Consider the following 12604-nt stretch of genomic DNA (forward strand, 5'->3'; position numbering starts at 1 on the left):
GTCAGGCGTGCCGGCCGCTCTCGCGATCCCACTCGAGGGACTTGAACTGCAGGAAGGAGCAGAGGTTCCCGGCGATGACGAGCTCCGCGGCGAGGCTCGCCATGTCGTGCGGACTCAGCGTGAGGTCCTCGGGGCGGGCGGTGAGCGTCGCCTCCCACAGGGGGTCGTCGTAACCGCGCGGCTGCATGTAGATCGACGCCGTGGTGTTGCGCAGGTTCATCACGACCAGGCCCGTGTCCTGACGGTCGGCGTCTTCTTGAGCGACCACCTTGATGGTGCCCGACACGGCGTGGCCCTGCCCGAGGAACTCGCTGACCCACACCCGCAACTGATCACCGGACCGCCGCGGTGGGGAGTCCTCGAGCTCGTCGTTCATGTCACCAGAATCTCATAAGGAAGCCGACCGCACGGGGCGGTCGGCCTGCCGGGATGCGTCGGCCGGTCAGCCGACGGGGGTGGCGGGCGCGGATGCCGCCGGAGTGGGCGTGGCCGTGGAGTAGTAGGCGTTGCTGTCGACCGTCAGCACGAACTGGGCGAACTCCTTCGCGTCGTCCATGTTGCCCACGTACTCGGTTCCGTTCACGAGCACCGTCGGCGTCGCCGTCAGCGCGCGCCCGTCGGTGTCGGGCAGGCCCTTGATGGCGCGGTCGGTCGCGGCCTTGGCCCACGACGTGTAGGTCTCGTCCTCGATGCAGTCGCGCACCGTGGCGACGTCGCTGACGCCGGCGCCCTGCGCCATGTCCGCGAGCTGCTGGTCGCTGTACCCGTCGGAGTCCACCGCGGGCTGGTTCGTGAGCAGCTCGTGGTTGAAGGCGAAGAAGCGGTCGGACGCGTGGGTCGCGACGCACGCGGCCGCGCCCGCGGCGCGCAGGCTGTACTTCGTCCCGTTGGACTTGGAGGTCAGCATGGCGACCGGGTAGTAGGTGAGAGTCGCGGCACCGTCGTCGACCCACTTCGACAGCTGGGTGGCGTTGGCCGCCTGGAACTCGTGCGCCTCGGTCGACATGTAGTCGACGTACACGCGGATGTCGACGGGGGCCGCCGAACCGGTGGGCTCCGGCGTCGGGGCGGCCGAGGGCGCGGCATCCGCCGACATCGTCGCGGCGCTGCCGTCGACGGTCTGATCGGCGAGCGGGTCGGCCACACCGGTCGCCGTGGTCACGACGAAACCGTCGTCGGTCGCCGCGTCGGGCAGGGCCTGCGAACGGGCCTCACGGGAGTTCAGCGCCGCGGAGACGCCCACCGCACCCACGGCGATGACCGCCACGGCCCCGACGGCCAGCATCGAGCGCCGCGCGATGCGCCAGCGCGTCTGCTTGGCCTTGACCTGCTGCGCCTTCTCGCGCACCGCTTCGCGACGGTCGCGTTCGGCGGGAACGTTCGGGGTCTGGTCGTGGGACATGAAACCTTCCGGGCATAAACGACTGCCGCATGAAATCGGGGGGAACGCGCGGGTGGGGCGAACGATCAACGATGCTAACGAGGCTGGCTGAGAAATGGCCAGACACGTGCGATACTGACCCTGCGTCCAACGTCGGGCGCACGGGGTCGCCCCCGTTCATTCCATTCACTACGGATCGTCCGGCACGTACCTGCCGGTGAAGGAGAAGAAAACATGGCGTCCGTCACCTTCGACAACGCAACCCGTCTGTACCCGGGCGGAACCCGCCCCGCGGTCGACAAGCTGAACCTCGACGTCGCAGACGGCGAGTTCCTCGTCCTCGTCGGCCCCTCGGGCTGCGGTAAGTCCACCTCGCTGCGCATGCTCGCCGGCCTCGAAGAGGTCAACTCGGGTCGCATCCTCATCGGCGACCGCGACGTCACCGACGTGCCCCCGAAGGACCGCGACATCGCGATGGTCTTCCAGAACTACGCGCTGTACCCCCACATGACCGTCGCCGAGAACATGGGCTTCGCGCTCAAGATCGCCGGTGTCGGCAAGGAGGAGCGCGCGGCCCGCGTCCTCGAGGCCGCCAAGCTCCTCGACCTCGAGCAGTACCTCACCCGCAAGCCCAAGGCCCTCTCGGGTGGTCAGCGTCAGCGCGTCGCCATGGGTCGCGCGATCGTCCGTCAGCCCCAGGTGTTCCTCATGGACGAGCCGCTGTCGAACCTCGACGCCAAGCTCCGCGTCCAGACGCGCACCCAGATCGCCTCGCTCCAGCGTCGCCTCGGCGTCACCACGGTCTACGTCACGCACGACCAGACCGAGGCCCTCACCATGGGCGACCGCATCGCGGTCCTCAAGGACGGTCTGCTGCAGCAGGTCGGCACCCCGCGCGACCTGTACGAGACCCCCAAGAACGTCTTCGTGGCCGGCTTCATCGGCTCGCCCGCGATGAACCTCTTCACCGCGGACCTGGCCGAGGGCGGCGTGCAGTTCGGCGACCTCGTGGTCCCCGTCGAGGCCGACACCATCGGCAAGGCCCACGGCTCCGAGGTCACCATCGGTGTGCGTCCCGAGGACATCCAGGTCGCCCCGGCCGACGGCCGCGGCCTCAAGGTCGTCGTCGACCTCGTCGAGGAGCTCGGCGCCGACGGCTACCTCTACGGTCACGTCGACATCAACGGCAAGCGCACCGACCTCGTCGCTCGCGTCGACGGTCGCCGTCACCCCAACGCGGGCGAGACGGTCGTGCTGGCCCCGGTCCCCGGACACGTGCACGTGTTCGACCTCGAGTCGGGCGAGCGCCTGACCGACCGGGCCATCGCCTCCGCCTGACCCACGCATCGACGCGGCGCGTCCTCGGCATCCCGACCTGGTCGGGCCGGGGGCGCGCCGCACCGTTTTCCCGGAGGTTTCCGTGTCCGAATCGCTCAGCATCACCGCCAGCACCGTCGACCCGGGTCTTCTGCAGCTGCCGTGGTCGACCGGCCTGGCCGACTGGCCGAGCAGCCACATCGTCGCCCTGCCGAAGGGCATCTCCCGTCACCTCGTGCGCTTCGCGAACCTCTCCGGCCGCGTGGTGGCCATCAAGGAGACCACCGAGGAGATGGCCCGCCGCGAGTACGACATGCTCGGCAACCTCGACCGTCTCGCCGCCCCGTGCGTCGACCGCGTCGCGGTCATCGCCGGACGCACCGACGCCTCGGGCCGTCCGCTCCCCGCGGCCCTGGTGACCGCCCACCTGCGCTTCTCGCTCCCCTACCGCGCCCTGTTCACGCAGGTGCTGCGCCCGCACACGGCCACGCGTCTGGTCGACGCCCTCGCCGTGCTCCTGGTGCGCCTGCACAACGTGGGCTTCTACTGGGGCGACGTCTCGCTGTCGAACACGCTCTTCCGACGGGATGCCGGCGAGTTCGCCGCCTACCTCGTCGACGCCGAGACCGGCGAGCTGCACGGCAACCGCCTCAGCCCCGGACAGCGGGCCCACGACCTCGACATCGCCCGCACCAACATCGCCGGCGAGATCATGGACCTCGAAGCCGGCGGCCGGCTCGAGGGCGGGGTGGATGCCGTCGCCATCGCCGACGGGCTCGTATCGTCGTATCACTCGCTGTGGGGCGCCCTCACCGACAAGGAGTCGTTCGCGGTCGACGAGTCGTGGCGCATCACCGAGCGCGTGCATCGCCTGAACGCCCTCGGCTTCGACATCGGCGAGATGTCGATCCGCACCGCGAGCGACGGCACGCAGGTCTCGATCCAGCCGAAGGTCGTCGATGCCGGTCATCACCAGCGCCGCCTCCTGCGCCTGACGGGCCTCGACGTCGAAGAGAACCAGGCGCGCCGTCTGCTCAACGACCTCGACGAGTTCCGCGCGCGCGTCTCGCGACTGGGCGCCGACGAGGAGATGGTCGCCCACGAGTGGCTGACCCGTGTCTTCGAGCCCATCGTCATGGCCATCCCGTGGGATCTGCGCGCCAAGCTCGAGCCCGCCGAGGTGTTCCACCAGGTGCTGGAGCACCGGTGGTACATGTCGCAGGCGCGCGGGCGCTCGGTCCCCCTCGCCGAGGTCGTCAGCTCATACATCGACGACGTCCTGCGCCACCGCCGCGACGAGGCGACCGTGATGGGTCCGCCGACCGACACGATGTCGATCCCCACGGTGTCCGACGCCGACGCTCCGGCCACCGGTGAGGTCCCCACCACCGACACCGACCTGGTCGACTGGCGCGATCTCGTCTGAGCCGCGGCCCGCGGCCCGCGTCCTCGCCGTCGCCGTCGCACGAGATCACACGCTCGGGCCGAGAGCACACGTACCGATCGGGCGATCTCGGGCCGATCGTGTGATCTCGCGCCCGACCGGGGCCGCGGCGGCGTGATCGTCCCGGAACGACGGAGGCCGTGGCATCCGGGATCGACCCGGGATGCCACGGCCTCGTCGTGACGGAACGGTTCAGTAACCGACGGTGAAGCGTCCGCGCGAGTGCTTCGGGTTCTCGATCTCGTCGACGACGGCGACCGCGAAGTCCGCACCGCCGATGAAGGAGTCGCCGTTGTCGTCGACGACGAGGACGTCGCCGCCGTCGCGATACGACCCGGTGCGCTCCCCCGGAGCCCACGCGCCGAAGCCTCCGGCCGGGTGCACGTAGAACCAATCGCGCCCGGTGTCGTCGGCCTGCAGGTCTTCGAGGATGCCGATGGCCTCGCGCGCCTCGGGCTTGTACTCCTCGGCGAAGCCGTCGGTGTCGATCAGGCGCGGTCCGCCCTCGGAGACGAGCGAACCGCCCGCACCGCCGACGACGCCCACGCGCACGTTCTCGGGCAGGGCCGTGACGAGTTCGGCGATCGCGGGGCGGAGCTTGCCCTCCATGTCGCCGCGCGGCGCGACCGCCGACACGACGACCTCGACACCCTCGAGCTGCGCGACGAGACCGGGGACGTCGAGGACGGTCCCCTCGAGGTAGGTCGCGCCCTCGACGCGTTCGGTCGGAACCGACCGCGCGACCGACACGACGGTGTGACCGCGACGTGCGGCCTCGGCGACGATGTGGCTACCGGCGTAGCCGGTTCCTCCGATGACGGCAATACGGGGCATGACGTTCCTTCCTGAGGGGCGGGGATCAGTTCGCGGCGCGCAGCGTCGACACCTGGTAGAGCGCGACGGATGCCGCGATACCGGCGTTCAGCGACTCGGTCGCGGTCGAGATCGGGATCGACACGACCTGGTCGCACGTCTCGGTGACCAGGCGGGAGAGGCCCTTGCCCTCGGAACCCACCACGATCACGACGGGACGGTCGGCGAGCTCGAGGGCCGGCAGCGACACGTCGCCGTCGCCGTCGAGACCCAGGACGAAGACGCCCTGCTTCTTGAACTCCTTGAGCGTGGCCGTGAGGTTGGCGGCGAGGGCGACGGGGATGCGCGCGGCGGCTCCCGCGCTCGTCTTCCACGCGGCCGAGTTGACGCTCGCCGAACGGCGCTGCGGGATGATCAGGCCCTGACCGCCGAACGCACCGGTGGAGCGGATGATCGCGCCGAGGTTGCGGGGGTCGGTCACGCCGTCGAGGGCGACCAGCAGCGGAACCTCGCCGCGGTCGATGATCTGCTCGAGCAGGTCCTGCGGGTGCGCGTAAGAGTACGGCGGCACCTTCAGGGCGACGCCCTGGTGCACGCCGTCGAAGCCGGCCATGCGGTCGAGCTCGGGGCGGGTGACCTCGAGGACGGGGATGCCGCGGTTCGTCGCGATCGACAGCATCTCCTTCACGCGGTCGTCCATCTCGACGCGCTGCGCGATGTACATCGCGGTCGCGGGGATCTTCGCCCGCAGCGCCTCGAGCACCGAGTTGCGGCCGGTGACCGTCTCGGTGTCGTCGGAGGCCTTGGGGCTCTTGCGGTTCGGGTTGCCGCCGACGGCGCGCACGCCCGGCTTCGCCTTGCCGCCGGCCGCGGCGTACCGCTCCTGGGCGGCCTTGCGCTTACCGGCGGGGTGCCACGCGCGGTCCTCGGCCTTGGGCGTGGGCCCGCGGCCCTCGAGCGCCTTGCGGGAATGCCCGCCGGTGCCCTTCAGGGGGCCCTTCTTCTTGCCGGGGTTGCGTGCTCCCGGGCGTCCAGGCTTAGACATCGATACTCCAATTGGTTCCGGCCGGAGTGTCCTCCAGCGTGATTCCGGCGGCGGCGACGGCATCGCGGATGCGGTCGGCGGCAGCCCAGTCCTTGTCGGCGCGGGCGCGGGCGCGCTGCGCGATCATCTCCTGCACGAGGGCGTCGAGCGCGGTGTCGACCGCTCCCGTCGCGGCGGCGGGTGCCGCGGTGTCCAGCCCCAGGACGCGCAGCATCGCAGTGACCGCGCGCGCGGCGGTGATCGCCGCCGCGGTGTCGCCCGCGTCGATGGCGCTGTTGCCGGCGCGCACCGTCTCGTGCAGGGTGGCGAGCGCCTGCGGCACCCCGAGGTCGTCGTCGAGCGAGGCCGCGAAGGCCGCGGGGATCTCCCCCGGTTCGTCCGTGCGCCCATCGGCGGCGGCGGGGAGTCGCGACGCGCGCTCGCGGAAGGTCGAGATGCGCTCGAGCGCGCTGGACGCCTCGGCGAAGGCGCGATCCGACACGTCTAGGTTCGAGCGGTAATGGGCCGCCGCGAGGGCGTAACGCACGACCTGCGGGTCGTGCGCGGCGAGGACGTCGGCGGCGAGGGTGAAGTTGCCGAGCGACTTCGACATCTTCTGCCCGTCGACGGTGACGAGGCCGTTGTGCACCCAGTACCGGGCGAAGGCGTCGCCCGCGGCGGTGGACTGCGCGATCTCGTTCTCGTGATGCGGGAAGCGCAGATCGAGCCCGCCCCCGTGGATGTCGAACTCGGGACCGAGATAGCGCCGCGACATGGCCGAGCACTCGATGTGCCACCCGGGTCGCCCCGGGCCCCACGGCGAGGCCCAGATCGCCGACTGCGGCTCCCCGTCTTTGGCGCCCTTCCACAGCGCGAAGTCGTGCGGGTCGCGTTTGCCGCGCGGATCGGCGTCGGCGGCGGGCTCCATGGCATCCAAGCCCTGCCGGGTCAGCTCGCCGTAGGCGGGCCACGACCGCACGTCGAAATAGACGTCGCCCGCGGCGGCGTACGCGTGACCGCGATCGATGAGCTCGCCGATCAGCTCCTGCATCTGCGTGACCGACGCGGTCGCGCGCGGCTCGTACGTGGGGGGAAGGATGCCGACGGCGGCATAGGCCCGGGTGAACTCGAGCTCCATGCGGTAGGCCAGGGCCCACCACGGCTCCGCCGGAGTGGCGTTGGCGAGGACCTTGTCGTCGATGTCGGTCACGTTGCGCACGAACGTGACCCGCCCGTAGCGATGGGCGAGCCAACGACGGAGCAGGTCGAACGCGAGGGCGGCGCGCACGTGCCCGATGTGCGGGCCCGACTGCACGGTCGGGCCGCAGACGTAGAGGGTGACGTTCGAGGGGTCGAGAGGGACGAAGTCGCGCAGAGCCTGCGCTTTCGTGTCATACAGCCGAACGGTCACCCTCTCAGCCTACCGGCCGCCCCCGACCACGACCCGTGTCGGCCGCGCGCCGCCGCTCCGTGCGCTCGGGGCGCGGACTCCCGCTCGAAACACCCGCGCACTAGGGTGCCGGGGTGACCCTCGAGATCCGCCCCGACGATCCGTCCTCCCCCGCCGTCCGCGCCCTCGTGACCGCGCACCTGGCGGGGATGTTCGCGAACACGCCCGCCGAGAGCGTGCACGCGCTCGATGTCGACGGGCTCGCCGCCGACGGCATCCGGATGTGGTCGGCGTGGGTCGACGGCGACCTCGCGGGAATCGGCGCGTGCAAGGACCTCGGCGCGGACCGCGCGGAACTGAAGTCGATGCGGGTGGTCGATGCGTTCCTCGGGCGGGGTGTCGGCCGGGCGATCCTCCGCCGCATCGTCGACGATGCGCGTGAGCGGGGAATCGAGAGCCTCTGGCTCGAGACGGGGAGCACCGACGACTTCGTCCCCGCCCGCCGGCTCTACCTGAGCGAGGGATTCGAGGAGTGCGGCCCGTTCCCGCCGTACGCGGCCGACCCGCTGTCGACCTTCATGACCCGTCGCCTCTGACGAGGGGCTCAGGCGGGCAGGACCAGGGCGGTCGCGAAGGCGGCGACGCCCTCGCTGCGCCCGGTGAAACCGAGACCGTCGGTCGTGGTGGCGCTCACCGAGACCGCGGCGCCGCCCAGGGCCGCCGCGAGTGCGCGCTCCGCCTCGGTGCGCCGCGCGGCGAAGCGCGGACGATTGGCCTGCACCTGCACCGAGACGTTGCCCACGCGCCAGCCCGCCGCCGACAGCAGACCCACCGTGTGCGAGAGGAATGCGTCGGCGTGGGCGCCGGCGAACTCGGGGCGATCCACGCCGAAGTGCGTACCGATGTCGCCGAGGCCGGCGGCGGCGAGCAGGGCGTCGACGATCGCGTGGGCGACGGCATCTCCGTCGCTGTGACCCGACAGCGCGACCTCGCCCGGCCATTCGAGTCCGGCGAGCCACAGCGTGCCGTCACCGCCGAACGCGTGCACGTCGGTCCCGATGCCCACCTGCGGACCCCGCTGCGCCGGGGCGGCGACCGTCGCCGCGAGGGGACGCTCCGAGACGATCGCCCGCGCGCGCTCGAGGTCGGGGGCCGTCGTGATCTTGAACGCCGCCGCGTCGCCCTCGACGGTGAGGACCGGATGACCGGCGGATGCCACCGCCGCGGCGTCATCGGTGTGGTCGTCGTCCGCGCTGCGCAACGCCGCCTCGAGCACGTCGCGACGGAACCCCTGGGGCGTCTGCGCGGCGGCGAGCTCGGAGCGGTCGACCGCCGCGATCACGTGACCCTCGGCGTCGACGCGCTTGATCGTGTCGACGACGGGAAGCGTCGGGATGACCGCGACGGCACCGGCGTCGAGGGCTGCGACCACGCGATCGAACACCGCGCGCGGGGTCAGAGCCCGCGCTGCGTCGTGCACCAGGACGATCTCGACATCGGCCCAGAGGGCTCCCAGGCCCGCCGCGACGGACTCCTGTCGCGTGGCGCCGCCCGTGACCACGGTGACCAGGTCGGTCCGGTCGCCCGCCGCGTCCCGCGCGTCGGTGAGCGCCTCCCCCTCGAACCCGTCGGGGACGACCACCACCACCTGGGCCGCCTCGGCGGCGAAGACTCCCCGCAGGGCGTGATGCAGGATGCTGCGCTCGTCGAGGCCGACGAAGGCCTTCGGCGCTCCCCCGCGCAGGCGGGAGCCGGAGCCGGCGGCGACGACGATGACCGCGAGGCGCGGAACCGGAGTGAGAGTCACCCGTTCACGCTAGCGCGGCGACGCCCCGCCCGTGCCCGCGACGACGATCGGCGCGCACCCCTCGGAGGGTGCGCGCCGATCGTGAGGCGTCAGGACGCGAGGACCTCGTCGAGCACGACGCTCGCACGGTCTTCGTCGGTCTTCTCGGCCAGAGCGAGCTCCGACACGAGGATCTGGCGCGCCTTGGCCAGCATGCGCTTCTCGCCCGCCGACAGACCGCGGTCCTGGTCGCGGCGCCACAGGTCGCGAACGACCTCGCTGACCTTGATGACGTCGCCCGACGCGAGCTTCTCGAGGTTCGCCTTGTAGCGACGCGACCAGTTGGTCGGCTCCTCGGTGAAAGGCGCGCGCAGCACGTCGAAGACGCGATCGAGACCCTCCTTGCCGATCACGTCACGGACGCCGACGAGGTCGACGTTGTCGGCAGGGACCTCGATGACGAGGTCTCCCTGGGTGACGTTGAGCTTCAGGTACTTCTTCGTCTCGCCCTTGATAACGCGTTCTTTGACCTCGATGATCGTGGCCGCGCCATGGTGCGGGTAAACGACGGTCTCGCCAACCTCAAAAAGCATGGAGTTATGTCCTTTCGGCAACATCCAGGATACCACAGGCCCGCATGCGCTAAGGTTCCGCCCACTCCGCACCCCTCCTGCTCCCGTGCGCCCGTACGGCGGCGACGGGGCCGGGTCGCCGCCTCGGACCCCGTAGGATGATTCCGATGTCGTCTGCCGTTCTTGGAGGATCCGTGAAAACGCGCCTGATCGCGTCCATCGCCGTGGGTGCCGCTGTCGTGCTGGGCACGACGGGGTGCAACCTCATCGCACCGCAGGCGACCACCATCGACTATTCCGCCTCCGACGGCGTGAACGTCCCCGCCGACTCCGGCCCGCTGCACGTGCGCAACGCGCTCATCGTGGCCGACGAAGACGGAACGACCGGCAACCTCGTGGCCGCCATCGTCAACGACACCTCCGACTCGCTCACGCTGCGCATCGAGGTCGGCGAGGGCTCCTCCGCGGTGAAGTCCAACGTCATCGTGCCCGCGAACAAGACGCTCAGCCTCGGCGACCTCACCTCCGACACCGAGCCGCTGCGCCTGAACGACATCGACGCCGTCCCCGGCTCGACCGTCCCGGTGTACTTCCAGTCCGGCGACGGCGAGGGATCGCTCATGCAGGTGCCCGTCCTCGACGGCGCCCTCGCCTACCTCTCGACGCTCGCGCCGACGCCCGCGCCGTCCTTCTCGGTGACCCCGGTCCCGGTCATGCCGACCGTGACGCCGTCGTCTTCCGCGACTCCCGCGTCCTGACACGAACGACGAAGGCGCCGACGGTCTCCGTCGGCGCCTTCGTCGTTTCCGGATCGCGGGAACCGGACCTCAGGCCTCGAAGCGGTAGCCGAGACCGCGGACGGTGACGAGCATGCTGGGCTCGCTCGGGTTGCGCTCGATGCGCGACCGGATGCGCTTGATGTGCACGTCCAACGTCTTGGTGTCGCCGAAGTAATCGGTGCCCCACACCCGATCGATCAGCTGACCGCGGGTGAGGACGCGACCCGCGTTGCGCATCAGGACCTCGAGCAGTTCGAACTCCTTGAGGGGGATGTTGATCTCGCTGCCGTCGACGGCCACCGTGTGCCGGTCGATGTCGAGCACCACCCGTCCACCCGACAGCACGCGGTCGTCGAGGTCGCTCTCTTCGGGCGAGCGCCGCCGCAGGACCGCCCGCATCCGCGCGAGCAGCTCGCGCGTGGAGTACGGCTTCGTGACGTAGTCGTCGGCGCCGAGCTCGAGGCCCACCACGATGTCGACCTCGGAGTCCTTCGCGGTGAGCATGATGATCGGCACCTGCGACGTCAGCCGCAGCTGGCGGCAGACCTCGGTCCCCGGCATCCCGGGCAGCATGAGATCGAGCAGCAGGATGTCCGCCCCCCGTTCGCGGAAGGCCGAGAGGGCGAGGGCGCCGTCCTCGGCGATCTCGACCTCGTAGCCTTCGCGGCGCAGCAGGTAGGCCAGCGGGTCGGCGAGATCGGGTTCGTCCTCGACGATCAGAACGCGGGTCATGCGGTGTCTCCCTTCACGGGTACGGCGATCGCTGCGGTGGCCTTGCGGCCCTTGCGACGCGGCTTGGAGCGGGTGCCGTCGAGATCGGGGGTCTCGGACAGCGGAAGGCGGATGGTGAAGGTCGAGCCGCGCGCGGGCTTCGACCAGAGTCGGACCTCGCCGCCGTGCCGCTGGACCGCGTGCTTGACGATGGACAGGCCGAGGCCCGTGCCTCCCGTGCGCCGCGAGCGCGCCTGGTCGGCGCGGTAGAAGCGCTCGAAGACCCGATGCTGGTCGCTCTCGGGGATGCCGATACCGCGGTCGGTCACGGCGATCTCCACGACGCCGTCGTCGAGCTTGACCCCCACGCCGACCTTCGACCCCTCCGGCGAATAGGCGATCGCGTTCGCGACCAGGTTGCCGAGGGCCTCGGTGAGGATCTGCGGCTCTCCGCGCACCCACAGCCCCTTGGTCCCGCCGCGCACCACCGTCACCTGGGCGGCATCGGCCTGTACGGCGTAGGCCTCGACGGCGGCGGTCACGACCTCGTCGATCGAGACGTCGCGCACGTCGCGCAGTTCATCGGCCGCCTGCAGACGCGACAGGCTCAGGATGCGGTTGACGAGAGCGCTCAGCCGGGTCACCTCGGCCTGCAGGCGCGTCGAGAAGTGACGCACCTGGGCGGGGTCGTCGGCGGCCGACTCGATCGCCTCGGCCAGAAGGCTGACGGCGCCGACCGGCGTCTTCAGCTCGTGACTGGTGTTGGCGACGAAGTCCCGCCGCATCTCCTCCACGCGCTCGCGCTCGGTGATGTCGCGCAGGACCAGGAGGGTGAGGCGCCCCGAGATCGGCGTCGCCCGCACGGCGACGAGCCTCGGTTCGGCGGGAGCCGCGCCGCGGCGCAGCCGGAGGTTCTCCGCGATCCCCGCCCCGGTGTCGCGGGCGACGCGTGCGACGCGCTTGAGTTCCTCGCTCGCGATGACCTCGCCCGCGTGCACGCCGAAGACCTCCGCCGCGGGAGAGAGCGCCAGCACCGTCGACGACGTGTCGCACACGAACGCGGGGTCGTCCATCGCATCCAGCATGGCCTCCACGCCCTCCGGCACCTCGGTCGAGGTCTGCGCCAGGGTGCGGTTCCGGGAGCGGATGGCTCCGGCGACGAGGCCGACCACCGCGGCCCCGATGAGGAGACCCGCCAGGAGCGCGAGCAGCGAGAGCTGCGGTTGTTCCATATCCACAGCGTAAAGGGACGGATGCGACGTCACCCGCCGTTCACCCCCGCCCGGGCCGCGGCAGAGGCTACTATTCACTGTCACAGCACCACTCGTTAACCTTCGCTGGGAAGAATCCCCGAGGGTTGCGGGACACCCATGTGCCGTGCCGCCGA

Annotated in this window: 13 protein-coding genes; 4 read left to right on the plus strand and 9 right to left on the minus strand. The window is 70.9% G+C overall.

Annotated elements, in window-relative coordinates; translation table 11 throughout:
* Position 1 precedes the first annotated feature (1 nt).
* Together AB1K56_RS00975 and AB1K56_RS00980 are read right to left on the minus strand one after the other, a co-directional pair.
* Complete coding sequence (locus AB1K56_RS00975; protein WP_371204148.1) at positions 2-376, minus strand: hypothetical protein; 375 nt, start codon at positions 374-376, stop codon at positions 2-4.
* Positions 377-442: 66 nt separating this feature from the next.
* The gene (locus AB1K56_RS00980) at positions 443-1402 is read right to left on the minus strand and encodes a thioredoxin domain-containing protein (RefSeq protein ID WP_136586631.1); all 960 of its coding nucleotides are present in this window, start codon (positions 1400-1402) and stop codon (positions 443-445) included.
* Between the two features lie 213 nt (positions 1403-1615).
* Between AB1K56_RS00980 and AB1K56_RS00985 the strand changes: the two genes are divergently transcribed.
* Entirely contained in the window at positions 1616-2719 is a 1104-nt protein-coding gene (locus AB1K56_RS00985) for an ABC transporter ATP-binding protein (RefSeq protein ID WP_264631850.1), read from the plus strand.
* An 82-nt stretch (positions 2720-2801) separates the two neighbouring features.
* Positions 2802-4124, plus strand: a complete 1323-nt coding sequence (locus AB1K56_RS00990) for a DUF4032 domain-containing protein (RefSeq protein ID WP_136586633.1) — start codon at positions 2802-2804, stop codon at positions 4122-4124.
* 210 nt (positions 4125-4334) lie between these two features.
* On the opposite strand, the gene AB1K56_RS00995 is transcribed toward AB1K56_RS00990, so the two are convergent.
* The 3 genes from AB1K56_RS00995 to cysS are packed head-to-tail and all read right to left on the minus strand — an operon-like array spanning position 4335 to position 7390.
* Positions 4335-4976 (minus strand): NAD(P)-dependent oxidoreductase, encoded by a 642-nt coding sequence (locus AB1K56_RS00995; RefSeq protein WP_371204149.1) that lies wholly within the window; start codon positions 4974-4976, stop codon positions 4335-4337.
* Positions 4977-5001: 25 nt separating this feature from the next.
* The gene (gene rlmB, locus AB1K56_RS01000; RefSeq protein WP_264631870.1) at positions 5002-6000 is read right to left on the minus strand and encodes a 23S rRNA (guanosine(2251)-2'-O)-methyltransferase RlmB; all 999 of its coding nucleotides are present in this window, start codon (positions 5998-6000) and stop codon (positions 5002-5004) included.
* Positions 5993-7390: a cysteine--tRNA ligase gene (cysS, locus tag AB1K56_RS01005; protein WP_371204150.1), complete on the minus strand. Its 1398-nt coding sequence runs from the start codon at positions 7388-7390 to the stop codon at positions 5993-5995. The genes rlmB and cysS overlap by 8 nt, the downstream gene beginning before the upstream one ends.
* A gap of 113 nt (positions 7391-7503) precedes the next feature.
* Here cysS and AB1K56_RS01010 point away from each other — a divergent pair, with 113 nt between their 5' ends.
* Entirely contained in the window at positions 7504-7965 is a 462-nt protein-coding gene (locus AB1K56_RS01010; protein ID WP_371204151.1) for a GNAT family N-acetyltransferase, read from the plus strand.
* Positions 7966-7973: 8 nt separating this feature from the next.
* Here the strand turns inward: AB1K56_RS01010 and ispD are convergent, their stop codons facing one another.
* Both ispD and AB1K56_RS01020 read right to left on the minus strand, forming a co-directional pair.
* Entirely contained in the window at positions 7974-9176 is a 1203-nt protein-coding gene (gene ispD, locus AB1K56_RS01015; protein ID WP_371204152.1) for a 2-C-methyl-D-erythritol 4-phosphate cytidylyltransferase, read from the minus strand.
* A gap of 89 nt (positions 9177-9265) precedes the next feature.
* Positions 9266-9748: a CarD family transcriptional regulator gene (locus tag AB1K56_RS01020; protein ID WP_013585821.1), complete on the minus strand. Its 483-nt coding sequence runs from the start codon at positions 9746-9748 to the stop codon at positions 9266-9268.
* Between the two features lie 173 nt (positions 9749-9921).
* Here AB1K56_RS01020 and AB1K56_RS01025 point away from each other — a divergent pair, with 173 nt between their 5' ends.
* Positions 9922-10485 (plus strand): DNA modification methylase, encoded by a 564-nt coding sequence (locus AB1K56_RS01025; protein ID WP_371204153.1) that lies wholly within the window; start codon positions 9922-9924, stop codon positions 10483-10485.
* A gap of 69 nt (positions 10486-10554) precedes the next feature.
* On the opposite strand, the gene AB1K56_RS01030 is transcribed toward AB1K56_RS01025, so the two are convergent.
* Both AB1K56_RS01030 and AB1K56_RS01035 read right to left on the minus strand, forming a co-directional pair.
* Positions 10555-11238, minus strand: a complete 684-nt coding sequence (locus tag AB1K56_RS01030; RefSeq protein WP_136586639.1) for a response regulator transcription factor — start codon at positions 11236-11238, stop codon at positions 10555-10557.
* Complete coding sequence (locus tag AB1K56_RS01035; protein ID WP_136586640.1) at positions 11235-12449, minus strand: cell wall metabolism sensor histidine kinase WalK; 1215 nt, start codon at positions 12447-12449, stop codon at positions 11235-11237. Before AB1K56_RS01035 ends, AB1K56_RS01030 begins: the two co-directional genes overlap by 4 nt.
* Between the last annotated feature and the right edge of the window lie 155 nt (positions 12450-12604).

Source organism: Microbacterium sp. BWR-S6Y (genome assembly GCF_041379845.1).
Lineage (GTDB): Bacteria > Actinomycetota > Actinomycetes > Actinomycetales > Microbacteriaceae > Microbacterium > Microbacterium hydrothermale.